General features: G+C 67.4%; 16 protein-coding genes. 10 read left to right on the top strand and 6 right to left on the bottom strand.

All coding sequences use genetic code 11. The features are described 5' to 3' along the window. Positions 1-94: 94 nt before the first annotated feature. The gene (locus ACQY5A_RS19180) at positions 95-1,045 is read left to right on the top strand and encodes an alpha/beta fold hydrolase (protein WP_428341918.1); all 951 of its coding nucleotides are present in this window, start codon (positions 95-97) and stop codon (positions 1,043-1,045) included. Here ACQY5A_RS19180 and ACQY5A_RS19175 read toward each other — a convergent pair. From ACQY5A_RS19175 to ACQY5A_RS19165, 3 genes are all read right to left on the bottom strand, one after another. Then, positions 1,019-2,386: a flavin monoamine oxidase family protein gene (locus ACQY5A_RS19175; RefSeq protein ID WP_428341917.1), complete on the bottom strand. Its 1,368-nt coding sequence runs from the start codon at positions 2,384-2,386 to the stop codon at positions 1,019-1,021. The two genes, ACQY5A_RS19180 and ACQY5A_RS19175, sit on opposite strands and share 27 nt — an antisense overlap. An 80-nt stretch (positions 2,387-2,466) precedes the next feature. Continuing rightward, the gene (locus tag ACQY5A_RS19170) at positions 2,467-3,591 is read right to left on the bottom strand and encodes a hypothetical protein (protein WP_428341916.1); all 1,125 of its coding nucleotides are present in this window, start codon (positions 3,589-3,591) and stop codon (positions 2,467-2,469) included. Next, positions 3,591-4,727, bottom strand: coding sequence for a phosphotransferase family protein (locus ACQY5A_RS19165; protein ID WP_428341915.1), 1,137 nt, complete (start codon positions 4,725-4,727; stop codon positions 3,591-3,593). Before ACQY5A_RS19165 ends, ACQY5A_RS19170 begins: the two co-directional genes overlap by 1 nt. A 44-nt stretch (positions 4,728-4,771) precedes the next feature. Between ACQY5A_RS19165 and ACQY5A_RS19160 the strand changes: the two genes are divergently transcribed. Together ACQY5A_RS19160 and ACQY5A_RS19155 are read left to right on the top strand one after the other, a co-directional pair. Beyond that, entirely contained in the window at positions 4,772-5,392 is a 621-nt protein-coding gene (locus ACQY5A_RS19160) for a TetR/AcrR family transcriptional regulator (RefSeq protein ID WP_428341914.1), read from the top strand. After that, positions 5,389-6,258 carry an SDR family NAD(P)-dependent oxidoreductase gene (locus tag ACQY5A_RS19155; protein WP_428341913.1) on the top strand — a complete coding sequence of 290 codons (870 nt, stop codon included), beginning with the start codon at positions 5,389-5,391 and terminating at the stop codon, positions 6,256-6,258. The genes ACQY5A_RS19160 and ACQY5A_RS19155 overlap by 4 nt, the downstream gene beginning before the upstream one ends. Here ACQY5A_RS19155 and ACQY5A_RS19150 read toward each other — a convergent pair. From ACQY5A_RS19150 to ACQY5A_RS19140, 3 genes are all read right to left on the bottom strand, one after another. Beyond that, complete coding sequence (locus tag ACQY5A_RS19150; RefSeq protein WP_428341912.1) at positions 6,255-7,631, bottom strand: DUF222 domain-containing protein; 1,377 nt, start codon at positions 7,629-7,631, stop codon at positions 6,255-6,257. The genes ACQY5A_RS19155 and ACQY5A_RS19150 overlap by 4 nt on opposite strands. A gap of 88 nt (positions 7,632-7,719) precedes the next feature. Continuing rightward, positions 7,720-8,211, bottom strand: a complete 492-nt coding sequence (locus ACQY5A_RS19145) for a polyketide cyclase (protein ID WP_428341911.1) — start codon at positions 8,209-8,211, stop codon at positions 7,720-7,722. A 22-nt stretch (positions 8,212-8,233) separates the two neighbouring features. Then, entirely contained in the window at positions 8,234-9,550 is a 1,317-nt protein-coding gene (locus ACQY5A_RS19140; RefSeq protein WP_428341910.1) for an aminotransferase class I/II-fold pyridoxal phosphate-dependent enzyme, read from the bottom strand. Between the two features lie 38 nt (positions 9,551-9,588). Between ACQY5A_RS19140 and ACQY5A_RS19135 the strand changes: the two genes are divergently transcribed. From ACQY5A_RS19135 to ACQY5A_RS19105, 7 genes are all read left to right on the top strand, one after another. Continuing rightward, positions 9,589-10,260 carry a pyridoxamine 5'-phosphate oxidase family protein gene (locus ACQY5A_RS19135; protein WP_428341909.1) on the top strand — a complete coding sequence of 224 codons (672 nt, stop codon included), beginning with the start codon at positions 9,589-9,591 and terminating at the stop codon, positions 10,258-10,260. A gap of 16 nt (positions 10,261-10,276) precedes the next feature. After that, positions 10,277-10,735 (top strand): SRPBCC family protein, encoded by a 459-nt coding sequence (locus tag ACQY5A_RS19130; RefSeq protein ID WP_428341908.1) that lies wholly within the window; start codon positions 10,277-10,279, stop codon positions 10,733-10,735. A gap of 101 nt (positions 10,736-10,836) precedes the next feature. Next, positions 10,837-11,736 carry a DUF4129 domain-containing protein gene (locus tag ACQY5A_RS19125; RefSeq protein WP_428341907.1) on the top strand — a complete coding sequence of 300 codons (900 nt, stop codon included), beginning with the start codon at positions 10,837-10,839 and terminating at the stop codon, positions 11,734-11,736. Next, a complete protein-coding gene (locus ACQY5A_RS19120) occupies positions 11,733-12,215 on the top strand; it encodes a hypothetical protein (protein ID WP_428341906.1) in 483 nt (160 codons plus the stop codon). The genes ACQY5A_RS19125 and ACQY5A_RS19120 overlap by 4 nt, the downstream gene beginning before the upstream one ends. 19 nt (positions 12,216-12,234) lie before the next feature. Continuing rightward, on the top strand, positions 12,235-13,206 hold the full coding sequence (locus tag ACQY5A_RS19115; RefSeq protein ID WP_428341905.1) for an AAA family ATPase: 972 nt from the start codon (positions 12,235-12,237) through the stop codon (positions 13,204-13,206). 5 nt (positions 13,207-13,211) lie between these two features. Further along, complete coding sequence (locus ACQY5A_RS19110) at positions 13,212-14,465, top strand: DUF58 domain-containing protein (protein ID WP_428341904.1); 1,254 nt, start codon at positions 13,212-13,214, stop codon at positions 14,463-14,465. Continuing rightward, a complete protein-coding gene (locus tag ACQY5A_RS19105; protein ID WP_428341903.1) occupies positions 14,465-14,926 on the top strand; it encodes a hypothetical protein in 462 nt (153 codons plus the stop codon). Before ACQY5A_RS19110 ends, ACQY5A_RS19105 begins: the two co-directional genes overlap by 1 nt. Positions 14,927-14,929: the final 3 nt, after the last annotated feature.

Genomic DNA, 14,929 nt, shown 5'->3' with positions numbered 1-14,929 from the left:
TCTCGCCGCTGACAGTTTTCGACAGACATCCGGTGGTCCGCTCGGATACGCTCTGCGTTCGCGGCGATGTTGCTTGCGGGTGAGGGGAGCGGCAATGAGTTCTCTGCGAACGGCCTCGGCGCCGCATGCTCTGCCTGCGGCGTTGCCGCCGAGTCGGACCGTAAACGTGCGTTCGGCCGACGGAACCCGCCTGCATACCGAGGTATTCGGTCCCGAGGACGGCTATCCGATCGTTCTCGCGCACGGCATCACCTGCGCCATCCGGGTGTGGGCCTACCAGATCGCCGATCTGGCAAAGAATTACCGGGTGATCGCGTTCGATCATCGCGGTCACGGGCGTAGCGGACTCCCGCGTCGCGGCGGTTTCGGCCTCAGCCATCTGGCCGCCGATGTCGATGCGGTGCTCGACGCCACGCTTGCGCCCGGCGAGCGTGCCGTCATCGCCGGTCATTCGATGGGCGGCATGGCGATTGCCGCCTGGTCGGATCACTACCGCCACAAGGTCGAATCCCGCGCCGACGCTGTGGCGCTGATCAACACCACCACCGGCGATCTGCTGCGTGAAGTGCGGCTGCTGCCGGTGCCGGCGCCGTTCGCGGCGGTGCGGGTGTTGGGCGGACGCGCGCTGATCAACATCTTCGGGGCGTTCACCGTGCCGCCCGCGGTGCACCGGGCCAGTCGCGAAATGGTGTCCATGCTTGCGGTGGGTGCCGACGCGGACCGTGCCGTCAGCTCACTCATCTTCGAATTGTTCACGGAGACATCGCCGGCGGGCCGCGGCGGCTGCGGCAGGGCGCTCGTCGAGGCGATGGGCCGACGGCATATCGACCTGAGCGGTCTGACCGTACCGACGCTGGTCATCGGCAGCCAGCGCGACCGTCTGACGCCGTTGGTCCAGTCGCGGCGAATGGCCGCTGCCGCACCGAACTTGGTCGGTCTGGTGGAGTTGCCGGGCGGTCACTGCTCGATGTTGGAGCGGCCGTTGGAGGTCAACCGGGAACTCCGGGCACTCGCCGAGTCAGTGGACTTGCGGCGCGCCCTGTAGGCGCTGGGCTATCTCCGCGGCAGCTCGGTGCCCGGAACGCACCGCGCCGTCGAGGAAACCGGTCCACTCGTCGGCGGTCTCGGTGCCGGCCCAGTGAATCGGGCCGACCGGGCGGCGCAGCAATGGTCCAAACCGGGTCCACGAGCCCGGCGGCACCGCCGCGGTGGGGCCGCCGGGTGCGAATTCCTCTGCGCCCCAACGATGATCGACGTAGTCGAGCGGGGTGAGCGCTTCGTCGCCAAATAGCGCTGCGAAGCACTCCAGCGCGCGTTGCCGACGTTGCTCGGACGGAAGCGTGTCGAATTCGCGGGAGTCGATGAAGCCCAACAGGATTCCGGGCCCCTCAGGCTGCGGACTGACGTCGAAGGTGATGAACACCGGGCCCTGGTCGGACAGCGATTCGCCGGAGAATCCCCGGTCGCGCCAGAACGGGGTGGCATAGGCGACGTAGGCCTTGCTGAGCCGGCCCTGCGGCCACTGCGCAGGTAGTTGCCGGTGTTCGGCGGAGAGCTCCGGGCTGAACTCGATGACGCTCCAGTGTTCTGGCGGAACGGCGACGACGACGAATTTGGCGTCAGCCCGCCCCTTTTCGCTGGTGACCGATACCCCGCCGGCGCGGTAGTCGATGTGTTGCACGGCGGCGTCCAGCACCACCCGGTCGCCGAGTTCGGCGGCCGCGGTGTCGGCGATGTGCTGGGTGCCCGCCGCGAACCGGTCCTGCTGCGCGCCGTTTTCGACATCGAGCATCCGGTCCAGGCCACCGGCCGCGCGGGCATAGCGGGCGGCGTGCAGCATCGACACCTCATCGGGCTCGCAGCCCCACGTCACCCGCGCCATGATGGCCAGCAGTTCGCGCGTGGTGACGCCGGCGCGCACCGATCGCAACCACTGGCCCAGCGACTGGCTGTCCAGCCGGGCGGCGCGCCGGGCGGTCCACGGCTCGGTCAGCGACACCGTCCTGGAGATGCGCTCGAATTGCCAACGGACACGGCCGAGATCGAGCAGGCCGGCCAACGACAGCCGCGGGATGGTGCCGTTGTACGAACGCACCGCGCCACGCCACCGAATCAGATTCGCGCCGACGTCATAGGTGGGAACAGTCGTGATGCCGAGATCCGCGGCGAGCTTGAGAACCGCATCCTGCGTCGGGCCGACGAACGTGCCGCCCATGTCGACCGGGACGCCGGCGACGTGGCCGGTATACGAGCGTCCCCCGACCCGGTCGCGTCCCTCGAGTACCAGCACATCGTGGCCCAGGCGGGTCAATTCACGGGCGGCGGTGAGTCCGGCGAAACCGGCCCCCACCACGACGACGTCTGCGGTCCAAGTCGCATCAGGCATGCCACATGATTACCTGTCCAACGTCGACTTGTTGTGCGTAATCGCCGAAATATCCTCCAACAACTCGACGTTCGCGCCACCTACGGCGCAACCGTCAACCAGTCTTTGAAGCCTGACGGGTCGTGACGGCCGAGCGCGCCGTGTTCGTAAAGACCCCAACCCTCGACCGGATCTCCGTTGCCGTCACGGCACACCGCACGCCCGACGTGGTCGATGACGCCGAAGCCCGAACGGCCGATGATCGCCGGATCGGTCATGTCGTAGGTCAGCCGCTCGACGAACTTCTCGCCCTTCCACACGCCGTGTAACCAGTCCGAGTCGCCACCGTAGCCACCGCCGACGTGGATCGGCACCGGCAGTTTCGACTCGACGTCGAAGTGAACGGGTGTGCCGTCGGGAGCGGTCGCGTCGATCGTGGCGCCGGTGGGGATGCGGGTGCCCGACCGGTAGTGGATTTTGACCCGCGGCCAGCCCAGCTGTTCGACGCGGCCGTCACGCCAGATCCGGGTGCAGTCGTTGAGCGAACGGAATCCGTTAGGCTCCTCCTGGATGATCAGCACGACGGCGAAGTCCTCGAAGGCCATCGGTACGTACAGCCACCACATGCCCTCGAAAGGCGGGTCCGCGGGCCTGCCCGCCGGCTCGGCCTCGCCGATTGGCCGGATGCCCCAGGATCGGTCGCGGCTGCCGATCCACGTGTCGGGGTCCACCGTAATCTCCTTGCCGTCCAACATGATCCGGCCACCCCAGCTGCCGAGTTGGGCGAACCGCTGCGCGTTGAGCGTCACACGATTACCCGCACGCATGACGTGCGGCTGTTCCTGGACGACGTCGAACAGGCCCTCCCAGGTGAGATCGGCTGCGATGCCTTCGGTTTCGTCGAGGACGATCCGCAGCTTGTGCAACGGCTCGATGACGTCGACGTGGTAGCGGTTGACGTGTTGGTTGAGCCGGTCCTGGTCGATGGCGTCGGACAGGTGTACCGCGGTTTGGGTGTCGCCGCGTCGGATCAGCAAGAACGCGTCCTTGACGCCCAGGTGGGGGTAGTAGCCGATGCCGCTGATGACGAAAATGTCCCCGGTGCGGTCGTGGGCGTTGAAGTAGGAGCGATCGTAGAAGTTGCGGTCCGAGGAACCTGGCCACGCGATGGGTTGGGGGACCTGGTGTACCGGGAACTCATCGAGCGGGCCTAGTGAATGGGACATTAGCTCTCTTCTCCGATTAACCTGCGCATCAATCCTGAGTGATAGAACAGCGACTCGACGCTGTCGGGTTTTTCGGTTTCTCCGAAGTGCACGCGCCGCGCGCCGGTGCGCATGAAGACGCAGGCCCACATCACCCCGGAGTAGACGTAGAACCAGCGCAGGTCGCCGAGGTCGACACCGGTGAGCCGCTGGTAGGTGGCGCGAACGTCCTCCTCGCGCATCACCCCGGGCAGGCCGTCCAGGGTAGCCAGGCCGGCGAGTTCTTGAAAGACCATATGCGCGTAAATCATCCACGCGATATCGAGCTCGCGGGGGCCGAGCGTGACCATCTCCCAGTCCAGCACCGCTACCGGCTGGAAGTCGCGGTAGAGCACGTTGCCCACCCGGGCATCGCCCCACAGCAGCACCGGCTCACTGGCGGCGGCTTCCTGGGGCCAGTTGTCTTCCAGCCAGGCGAATGTCCGCTCCAGCAATGGTGATTCGCCGATGTCGGGCACCGCGAAGTCGTACCACGACCGGACCCAATTGAAATGCCTGCGCAGCGCCGTATCGCCCTTCTGCCCATCGGTGAGAAATCCAAAGGTCTTCTCGGCGTCCGGAATTGAATGCAGCGATGCCACAACCGAGACGGTCGCGTCTTGAAGCTCACGCTGGCGCTCGGCGGGCGCGTCGGCGAACCAGTTGCCGCCGAAGGTGTAGGGCATGACGTCTGGCGGCACCTCGCCGTCAACGTAGTCCATCACGAAGAACGGCGTCCCCAGCACCTCGCCGGTGGACTCCAGCCAGCGCACCCGCGGCACGGGGACGTCGGTCAGCTCGCCGACCATGCGGATCACGTCGAATTGATGGTCGAGCCGGTAGGTCGGGAAGACCTGGACGTCCTCGTCGGTAGGCGCCACCCGGGCCACCAGCTTTTGTTCTACCGGCGTGCCGTCTTCATCCCACCGAGCGGTGAGGATGATCGTTTCCGACGACATCCCGGTCGAGTCCACCCCGCTTTCGACGGAGACCTGCGGGGTCACCCCGCCGGGCAGCACGGTGGAGAGCCACTTCGACATCACCACCGGCAGCATGGTGACGTCGCGACTCGAGCGCTGAAGCTTGTCGACGTGGTCGAGTACAGGTTCGTTCGGCATAAGGTCCTCTTCGTCGAGGCAATTACGATACGGTGGGTAGCGTTATGAAAGCAGACCCATCGGCGGTTGACAAGACTACGGGTGCCGGGCGGCCCAGGGATCCGCGTATCGACGCTGCCATATTGACGGCGACCGCGGATCTGCTTGTCCAAATTGGGTATTCGAATTTGACCCTCGCCGCGGTCGCCGAGCGCGCCGGGACGACGAAGACCGCGCTGTACCGGCGCTGGTCGAGCAAGGCCGAGTTGGTGCACGAGGCGGCTTTCCCGGTAGCGCCGACGGCGCTGGTCGGCCCCACCCGCGGAATGGCCGCTGACCTGCGGGCGATGATCGCAGCCGCCCGCGACGTGTTCACCACCCCGGTGGTACGTGCCGCGCTGCCCGGCCTGGTCGCCGACATGAGCGCCGACGCCGAGCTCAACGCCCGAGTGATGTCGCGGTTCGCGGATTTGTTCTCAGCGGTGCAGATGCGGCTCAGCGAAGCGGTCGACCGTGGTGAAGTACATCCGGACGTCGACCCGGACCGGCTCATCGAATTGATCGGTGGGTCGACGTTGTTGCGGATGCTGTTGAGCCCAGACGAGCCGCTCGACGACGCGTGGGTGGACCAGACGACGGCGATCCTCGCACACGGCGTCACCCGAGATGTAAGGTCTGGCCGGTGACGGGACGACTACAGGGGCGGGCCGCTATCGTCACCGGCGCCAGCCGCGGACTGGGCCGGGAAATCGCGCTGGCGCTGGCGTCCGACGGAGCGGCTGTCGCCGTGGTCGGCCGGACTGAAAATGTTTGGGACGACCGGCTTCCCGGCACGATCGGCGAGACCGTCGCCGAAATCGAGGCGGCCGGCGGACGCGCGCTGGCGATCCGGGCCGACCTGCTCGACCGCGACGACATCGTCCGGCTGGTCGGCGAGGCGCGAGATGCATTGGGTCCGATCACGATTCTGGTCAACAATGCGGCATTCACCGCGCCGGGTCGTCCGCCTAAGCCCGGCGACGACGCGCGCCGCAAGCCCGCGACAGCGCAGCAGGGTGCCGTCAAAGCGGACTTTCCGCCGGTGCTCGGCACGCCGCTGGGCGCGTATCGCCGGCACTTCGAGATCGCCGTATTCGCCACTTACGAGCTGATCCAGCTGGTCTGCCCGGACATGTTCGCGGCAGGCATCGGCTCGATCATCAACATCAGCTCGGTCGCGTCACGGCTACCGGGGGATGGACCGTACGCCGATCACAGTGGCGGGGTGCTCCCCGGCTACGGCGGGTCCAAGGCCGCACTGGAGCACCTGACATCCTGTGCCGCTTACGATCTGGCGCCGCACAACATCGCGGTCAATGCGCTGTCGCCGTCGAAAGCGATTATGACGCCCGGCCTTTCGTACTACGCCCGCGAATTCGACGAGGTGTCGACCGCGGACGAGTTCGCCCGCGCGGCCGCCGAACTGGTGCTGGCCGATCCCGCGGTGGTGACTGGGCGGACGATCGGACACCTGCAGGTGCTGGACGGCAGCTTCCGCGCGTTCGGGACCTAGGCGGCCTCTCCCGGAGGATCCGGATCGCCTCGGAGTAGTTCATCGGGGTGATGGGCGTGGTTGATCTCAGGCGGTCCGGTTCCATCGCTCCAACCCAGCCGGCCGTCGACGACGCAGGTGTCCGCTTCGCCGCGACTCGTCACGCCGTGGTCGCCGCCGCAGAGGAAGAACAATTGGTCCGCATCGGTGCGCCCGCCGAGTCGCCAGTCGTTCGAATGATGGACCTCGCAACGGTAGCCCGGCTCGAGGCAGTTGGGACGCGTGCAGCCGCGGTCACGGGCGTAGCAGATCAGCCGTTGATCTGCGGTGGCGATGCGCTTCTGCCGGCCCAGGTACAGCGGTCGGTTGGTGTGGTCGTCGAACACCGCTAAGTAATGGATTGATCTGCCGGCCATGGCAATCAGGTCCCGCATCGGCAGCCGTGAACCGGCACCCGTTGTCGCGGGAGGCGGCATCGGAACCGACGAGTCGAACGCGGCCTCGGCCGCCTGGTTGAGTTCGGCCAGCGTCGTCGTGACAACCACGGTGACCGAATGGCCGCGGTGCACGCCCAAGCCGCCGGATGCAATGGCAGTCTCCAGGCCGAACTTCAACGCGTCGTGGCAGCGCTGGGCAGGGGTGCGGTCATCTCGTGAATCGGAGTCGTTGTCCGGCTGGTGACGGCCCGGTCGCATCGCGGCCTCGATCGCCTCGAGGTAGGCACGGCACTGCGGGTCGAGCAATCCGGACAGCCGCGACATCCCGTCCGCTCCTTGGGGGCCGAGGTGTAGCCCCCGGCGACGGGCGCGGTCCTCGTCGCTGAACAGGCCGTCGGGATTGAGGTAGTCGGCGATGCGTTGACCGAGTTTCGCGACGATCCCGGCGTCGACGCTGGCTGCGTGACGGACCAGGGTGCGCTCGGCCGCTTCGACGTCGACCGGCGATACGCACGCGGGCAATACGTCGATCGCTCGGCAGACCGAGCGGATGTGGTCGTCGCCGACGACACCCGACTCAACAGCGGCGGCCAACTCCGGTAACTCGGCCGGCAGCGGTGGACCGGTCAGCGACCGACGTGGCGTAACACGCGCCGCCAACTTGAACCGCCGAGTGATCTCGTTGGGTGTGAGGCGGAGCCGGTTCCACAGCGCCGACCGCATCTGCGCGATAGAACCGGCCTCGTCGGGCGGATCGGCGATCTCGCCGAAGATCCGGTACATCAAGCCCCGGTTGATGCGCTCCTGAGTTTCCAGGCGCTCTGCGATGTCGACGCGAAACGCGTTGCCCACCAGATCCGACGGAGTATCGCGCAACAGGTTGTGACCAGCGTCGATCGCATCGAGAGCGGACTTGATCCGTTCCCGTGCCTCGTCGGCGCTGATCGGTGAACCCATATCTCGAGGCTATGAATACGCCCGACACACAACGCCTCTACGCGCGCTGCGCAGCACCGCCTGTGGATCAAACCCCAACTGTGGATAACTACGCGCGTTCGGCCAGCGCCTTGAGGTTGAGCAGTTGCCGACGCGCCATCACAAGATCCCCGACCGAAAGAAACGGCGCCGCCCAGCGGCTGGCGCCGGTGACCAGCTTCATCAAGAGCCGAGTCGACTGCCCTTGCGGCACAAGGACGTAAGAGATGCACGCGCCCATGATTTCGCCGGTGAGATGTTCCGGCGGCTGCACGGCGAGGATGCGGCCGAAGGGCCGGGTGGCGGCGGTGGAGAACGACTCGCCGACTAGCGGTTCGGGCAGGCCGATCAAGGCCTGCGGCGAGCGTCGACCGAGATTGTCGATCCAGTCGTAGGAGTAGGGCGCCAGCCTGATCTGAGCGATCCAGGGCCACAACACCTCTCGCGTGGTGTGCACCGTGACTCCGCGCCACGCCTGCAGCGTCGGCGTGCCGACGAACTCGTCGCACGGGTAGCTGCGGGCGACCTCGTCGTCCGTCACGTTCCAGCGATCGCCGATCATCGCCACCTACGGTAACGCTCGGCTACACACTGGCGCGACCGACGGCAAGGACCGCTTCGGCAATCGCGTCGGCCAACGCGTCGATGTCGTCGGCAGCAAGCCCCGAGATGGTGATCCGCATTCCCGGCGGGCTGCCGACCCGGAACCGAGTTCCCGGCGCCGCGGCCCAACCTGCACTCAAAAGCCTTGTGATCGAGACGGTTTCGTCGGCGACTGGGACCCAGACGTTGAGTCCCGACCTACCGTGGGACGTCACCGCACGATCGGTCAGCGCGGCGCGGAGCAGTTCACGGTTGCGGGTGTAGGCGACTTCGGCGTCGTGCACCATCTGGGTGGCAGCCGTGTCGCTCCAGAGGCGGACCGCGAGGTCTTGCAGGAGATGACTGATCCATCCGGGGCCCAGCCGGAGCCGCCCGTGCACCCGTTCGACCGTGCGCTGGTCGCCGGCCAGCAGTGCCAATCGCAGGTCGGGGCCGTAGGCCTTCGCGACCGAGCGGACGAACGCCCAGTGCCGGGTGGTGCCGGACAGGGTGTGCAGCGGTGCGCCCGCAATTCCTGCGCAGTGGTCGTCTTCGATGGCCAACACGTCGTCATGCGCGGCGAGCAGCGCCCGCAACTCCGTCGCGCGCACACTCGACACCGCGGCACCGGTCGGGTTTTGCGCGCGGGATGTCAGGATCAGCGCGCGTGCGCCGCGGCGCAGCGCCCGGTCCACATCGGCCGTCAGCGGCCCGTCGTCGTCGACTCGTACCGGCTCTGCTGAACAACCCAGCGCAGCAAGCAGATCCAAGAGGTTGGCCCAGCCGGGATCTTCCACCGCGACCCGGTCACCGGGGTGAAGATGGGCGGCGAGAACGCGTTCGATGCCGTCAAGGGCACCGGCGGTCACAGCGATGTGTTCGGCCGGAACGCCGTCGGCGGTCAGCGAGATTCGGGCGAACACGGCCAGCTCAGCCGAGACCGCTGGATCTCCGTACAGCACGGGTGCGCCGCCTCCCGTGCTGAGCCCGGCAATGGGCAGCAGGGCGGGATTCGGGTTGCCGGTGGACAGGTCACGCGCACCCGTCGGCACGGCGATTCCACGTAGCGAGCGGGGAGTGGTCGCCGGACGATTCCGCACACGGGTGCCGCGCCGGCCCGCAGTCTCCACGGCTCCGCGTTGACGCAGCAAGCGATACGCGGCGGCCACCGTATTCGCGTTGACGCCGAGCGAACCGGCCAGCTCGCGAATCGGCGGCAGTTCGGCGCCGGGCGCCAGCGCGCCCGCGGAAATGGCGGCTTCGACGTCGGACGCAATTGCCTCGGCACCCGTCCCGCGGATCAGGTATTGTTCTGGCACATAAATAAGTATGTACTAGTGCAAATGAGGAGGCAACTATGACGGCGGATCAGGGATATGCGCCCACGGCGCGGACCGTCCCCACCCGGTATCGCGAACGCGCCCGCTACGACCGCGCCACTGTCCACGGCATCCTCGATGAGGCACTGTTCTGTCACGTCGGCGTTGTCGGTGATGCGGGGCCGGTGGTGTTGCCGACCATGCACGTCCGACTGAACGAGACGCTTTACCTGCACGGATCGACCGGTAGCGGGCCGATGCTCGCAGCCGCCGGCGCGCCCGAGGGTCTGCCCGTGTGCGTTACGGCGACGCTGGTCGACGGCCTGGTCCTGGCGCGCTCGGGGATGCACCATTCGCTGGAGTACCGGTCGGTTGTCGCGGTCGGCAACGCTCGCCTGGTGCGCGACGACGACGAGAAACGGCGCGCCCTGGCGGCGCTGCTGGAACACATCGCGACCGGTCGATCCACCGACAGCCGGCCTCCCAGCCCCCGCGAGCTCGCGGCGACCGCCGTGATCGCCCTCGACCTCGAGGAGGTCTCCGCCAAGGTGCGCACGGGCGGGCCCGTTGACGATCCGGAAGACCTCACGTTGCCGCACTGGGCCGGCATCGTGCCTCTCACCCTGCAGCCGGGATCGCCTATTCCCGCCGACGACCTCGACCCGGCCGTGCCGCTGCCGTCCTACCTCGCGGACTACCGCCGCGGCTGAGTGCTTGGATCGAGCGATGTCCGAGCACACAGAAGGCCCGCGGGTGGTGAGCGCGAGTCGCGACGTCGCCGCCGCCGCGGACCAGATCTTCGAGTCGATCGCGGACCCCGCGCGACAGCCGCAGTGGGACGGCAACGGCAACCTCGCGAATGCCGAAGGTGGGCAACGAGTCCGCACGGTCGGCGACATCTTCACCATGACGCTGACCAATGGCGGCGTTCGGGAGAATCATGTGGTCGAGTTCGTGGAAGCCCGTCGCATCGCCTGGACCCCGTCCGCGGTGGGTGAGCAGCCCCCCGGGCATCTGTGGCGTTGGGAACTCGAGCCGCTGGGCGATGCCAGCACCCGGGTGACGCACACCTATGACTGGACGCGCTTGACCGATCAGCACCGACTCGCGCGCGCCCGCGAAACGACGAGTGACAAGCTGCAGGCGTCGGTGGATCGGCTGGCGCAGCTCGCCGAGCGCCACTGAACTGGGTCGATCACTGGCCGTCCGGCTCAACTCCGTGCCACGATGGGCACTTGTCGAGTGGTGTGCCGATCTTTGACAGGGCGACTAGCCGCGTAGTCGCCGTGATCGTGCTGTTGATCGCCATCGCCGCGGCGCTGCGCGGATATCTCCCTGGAGTCGAGCGTGCCGACCGGCCACCACCGCAGAGCGGCGCGTCACTGATCTCCGTTGCGGTCTTACTCGGTGTGTCGCTGGTGATCGTGGCGGTGGCGATCATCGCCCGGCTGCGCGACCCGCGACGGACGGCAAGCAGCGCCAGCCCGTTGCCGACGAGATTTTCCGACGGCGGCGGCCGGCCGGCCTGGCGGGTGATGCTGATGGTGGCAGCGGTGCTTCTGGTGTGGCTGGTCGTTGCGTGGCTGTTGTCGCAGCTCATCGGCCCGCACCAGGTCGATCAGCCGCGGTCGCTGCCGACCTCCACGGTTTCCGCTCCGCCCGGCGGCGCTCCGCCACAACCGGGAGTCCACGACGACGGCTCGGATCGCGACGTGCTGCATTACCTGATCGCCGGCACGGTGGCGCTGCTGGTGATGATCGTCGCGGGGGCCGTCGTCGCTCGCCGCCGCCGGGTCGCCGATCCTCCCACCGCTGCGGTCGGACCGCTCGACCAGCACGCTCCCGTTGCCGCGGCGGCCACATCGCTGGTGCGGGCGGCGGAAAGCGGGTTGGCCGAGATCGAAGATCCCGATCACCAACCGCGGCAGGCGATCATCGCATGCTACGCGGCGATGGAACGTGAGCTGCGACGCCACCCAGGAGCGGTGCCGCAGGATTTCGACACTCCCACAGAGGTTTTGGCGCGCGCCGTCGAACATCACGCGCTGCACGTCGACAATGCGGCCGAACTGGTCAAGCTGTTCGAAGAGGCGCGGTTCAGCCCGCATGTGATGACTGAGACGCATCGGAGCCGGGCGGTCGACGTTTTACAGCTGGTGCTCGCCGACATGCGGAGTTCGGTATGAAAAGGCTTATCGCGCTGGGTGTTTCTCTCGTGCTGTGCGCGGAGCTGACCGCGCTGTCGCTGCACGATCGTCGGCTTGTGCTGTGGGCGGCCGGTGCCGCCGTGCTGTTCGCGTTGGTCAACGTGCGGCAATTCCTGGGCCGACACATCGAACCCCCGCCGGCCGAGGTCCCGAATGCCCTCGAAGAGACGCTGCGCAGCTGGCTGTCCCGGACGGAGACGCTGATCCACCGGTCGGACTCGACGCGCGCCGACTGGGATCGGCATCTGCGGCCGATGCTGGCGCGGCGATTCGGGATGGCAACCGGTCAGAAACAAGCCAAAGACGCAGCGGCGTTCGCCGCGACGGGGCGAACACTTTTCGGCTCGGAGCTGTGGGCCTGGGTGGATCCCAACAACGTGTCGCGCACCGGCGCGAGCGAACCCGGGCCGGGCCGGGCGAAGCTTGAAGAAATCCTGGAACGGCTTGAGCAGGTATGACAGGGGGTACGCGTCGGTTATGACCTCCGAGACAGTGGCGACGACGACGACCCGCGCGGTGGCGGTGCTCGACGAGATCGAGCGCGTCGTGGTGGGAAAACGCGCGGCGCTGACGCTGATTCTCACGACGGTGCTCGCGCGCGGGCACGTACTGATCGAAGATCTGCCGGGCCTCGGGAAAACGTTGATCGCCCGGTCGTTCGCCGCGGCCCTCGGGCTGGATTTCACCCGTGTGCAGTTCACCCCTGACCTGTTGCCGGCGGATCTGCTCGGCTCGACGGTCTACGACATGCAGTCGGGTCACTTCGAGTTCCGCCCGGGCCCGATCTTCACTCACCTGTTGTTGGCCGACGAGATCAACCGCACCCCGCCCAAGACTCAGGCGGCTCTGCTCGAGGCGATGGCCGAGGGTCAGGTCAGCATCGACGGGGTGACGCACCCGTTGCCGCAGCCATTCATCGTCTTGGCGACCGACAACCCGATCGAGTATGAGGGCACCTACCCGCTGCCCGAGGCGCAGCTGGACCGGTTCGCGTTACGACTCGAACTGCGCTATCTCTCGGAGCGTGACGAGGTGTCGATGCTGCGGCGCCGCCTGGATCGGGGATCGGCGGAGCCGACGATCAATCAGGTTGTGGATCAACATGATCTGTTGGCGATGCGCGAGTCCGTCGAGCAGGTGAGCGTCCACGAAGACGTGCTGAATTATGTCGTGTCGCTGGCCGCCGCGACCCGACACCACCCCCAGGTGGCGGTCGGTGCCAGCCCCCGCGCCGAAATCGATCTGGTGCAGCTCGCCCGTGCCCGCGCCCTGCTGCTCGGCCGCGATTACGTGATCCCTGACGACATCAAGGCGCTGGCGCCGGCCGTGGTGGCGCACCGGATCACGTTGCGTCCGGAGATGTGGGTCCGCAAGATTCAAGGTTCGGACATCATCGCGGAGCTGTTGCGGCGTTTGCCGGTCCCACGAACGCACGGCGGCCCACAGTAGGTTGCGTGGCTGAGGTTCGAGAGGTTGAGCTACGTTGGCGCGCATCGTCATTGACGCGAGCAATCGCCACCTGCGCGGCGCTTGCGCTGGCGGTCGGCGTGATCCGATCGTCTTGGCAACTCGTCGCCTTCGCCGCGCCGTTGTTGGGTGTGTTGTGTTCGGTGAGTTGGCAGCGGTCGCTGCCGAAAGTCAGTGTGCACGCCGAGCCTGGAGCGCAGCGATGCTTCGAAGCCGAGCCAATACAACTGACTCTGTGGGCGGCAACTGAAACATTCGGCACGGCAATCAAACTCGCGGTGTCAGCGATGGACGGAATGCAACTCGACCGTGTCCAGCGGGCACCTGGTCCGCGGCAGACGGTGGCCGCCAGTGCCGCGCGCTGGGGTCGGTATCCCGTCCGGGCCTCGGTCCAGGTCCTCGCGCACGGTGGCCTGTTGGTCGGCGCGGGGACCGTCGACGCGGCGGAGGTGACCGTATTCCCGATGACGCCACCTCAACCGACAACGCTTCCGCCGACGGCGCTGCTCGACCGGCTGGGCACCCACCTGACCCGGCACATCGGACGCGGCGTCGAGTACGCCGACATCCGAACCTACGTACCGGGCGATCAGCTACGCACGGTCAACTGGCCGGTGAGTGCCCGCCGCGGTCGGCTGCACGTCACTCAGCGGCTGACCGATCGTTCCGCGGATGTGGTGGTGCTGATCGACGGCTATCCGCAGCCTGCCGGCCCTGCGACCGACGCCACCGAACGGATCGTGCGTGGCGCCGCCCAGGTGGTGCAGACCGCGCTGCGCAATGGTGACCGGGCCGGCCTTGTCGCGCTCGGCGGTCGCAGGCCGCGCTGGCTGGGCGCCGACATCGGCCAGCGCCAGTTTTACCGCGTGCTGGACGCCGTGCTCGAAGCGGGAGACGAATTCGAAAGCAGCACTGGGACATTGGCACCACGGGCGGCGATTCCCTCGGGAGCGATCGTCTTCGGTTTTTCCACGTTGCTGGACACCGAATTCGCGCTGGCGCTGATCGAGTTGCGCCGCCGCGGTCACGTCGTGGTGGCGGTCGATGTGTTGCAGGGTGCTCCGTTCCGCACCACCCAGGATCCGTTGGTGCACCGGATGTGGGCGCTGCAGCGCTCGTCCATGTACCGCGACATGGGCACCGTCGGCGTGGACGTGGTCGCCTGGGAGCCGGATCGCACCCTGGATCAGTCGATGCAGGCGGTGCCCGATCACCGTCGACGGCCTGCGGGGCGACGGTGATGAAGCGCGGCACGCACCTGGTCGCGCACCTGACGTCGACGGCGTGCGGACTGCTGATGGTGGCCGCGGTCGGTGTCGGCACGCACGGCACGGCTCGGGTCGCCGCGGTGTCTGCGCTGGTCGCCGTGACGGTTGCCGTGTTGTTTCGTCCCGTTGCCACGCTCGCTGTGCTGCTCACCGCGGCGGTGATCGCGTTGACCGGCCCGACCGCCACGGTGGCGGCGGTGGCTGGGCTGTCGGCAGCCCTCTACCTGGTGTTGCGGCATGGCGCCGCAAGCGGTATCGGCCTCGACTCGGTGAGCGCGGCGACATTGGTCGCTGCCTTGGGGTTTACCCTTGCAGGGCTGGTCGCGACCGCTTTTCCGCTGCAGCTGCCGTGGTTGCCGTTGCTGGCCCCGCTCGCGGTGTTCGCGATCTACCTGCTGGCCACTCGGCCCTTTCTGCATGACGAAGATGATTAGCGC

It is taken from the genome of Mycobacterium sp. (assembly GCF_965277065.1).
In the GTDB taxonomy this organism is placed as follows: Bacteria; Actinomycetota; Actinomycetes; order Mycobacteriales; family Mycobacteriaceae; genus Mycobacterium.
The sequence above is the reverse complement of the archived record's forward strand: the minus strand, read 5'-3'. Positions and strand labels throughout refer to the sequence as shown.

Excerpts from the sequence above, each read along its gene's own strand:
- ACQY5A_RS19105 (WP_428341903.1), top strand. The coding sequence starts at position 14,465 with ATGAAGCGCGGCACGCACCTGGTCGCGCACCTGACGTCGACGGCGTGC.
- ACQY5A_RS19135 (WP_428341909.1), top strand. The coding sequence starts at position 9,589 with ATGACGGCGGATCAGGGATATGCGCCCACGGCGCGGACCGTCCCCACC.
- ACQY5A_RS19175 (WP_428341917.1), bottom strand. The coding sequence starts at position 2,386 with ATGCCTGATGCGACTTGGACCGCAGACGTCGTCGTGGTGGGGGCCGGT.
- ACQY5A_RS19145 (WP_428341911.1), bottom strand. The coding sequence starts at position 8,211 with ATGATCGGCGATCGCTGGAACGTGACGGACGACGAGGTCGCCCGCAGC.
- ACQY5A_RS19160 (WP_428341914.1), top strand. The coding sequence starts at position 4,772 with ATGAAAGCAGACCCATCGGCGGTTGACAAGACTACGGGTGCCGGGCGG.
- ACQY5A_RS19170 (WP_428341916.1), bottom strand. The coding sequence starts at position 3,591 with ATGTCCCATTCACTAGGCCCGCTCGATGAGTTCCCGGTACACCAGGTC.
- ACQY5A_RS19120 (WP_428341906.1), top strand. The coding sequence starts at position 11,733 with ATGAAAAGGCTTATCGCGCTGGGTGTTTCTCTCGTGCTGTGCGCGGAG.
- ACQY5A_RS19165 (WP_428341915.1), bottom strand. The coding sequence starts at position 4,727 with ATGCCGAACGAACCTGTACTCGACCACGTCGACAAGCTTCAGCGCTCG.
- ACQY5A_RS19115 (WP_428341905.1), top strand. The coding sequence starts at position 12,235 with ATGACCTCCGAGACAGTGGCGACGACGACGACCCGCGCGGTGGCGGTG.
- ACQY5A_RS19180 (WP_428341918.1), top strand. The coding sequence starts at position 95 with ATGAGTTCTCTGCGAACGGCCTCGGCGCCGCATGCTCTGCCTGCGGCG.
- ACQY5A_RS19150 (WP_428341912.1), bottom strand. The coding sequence starts at position 7,631 with ATGGGTTCACCGATCAGCGCCGACGAGGCACGGGAACGGATCAAGTCC.
- ACQY5A_RS19130 (WP_428341908.1), top strand. The coding sequence starts at position 10,277 with ATGTCCGAGCACACAGAAGGCCCGCGGGTGGTGAGCGCGAGTCGCGAC.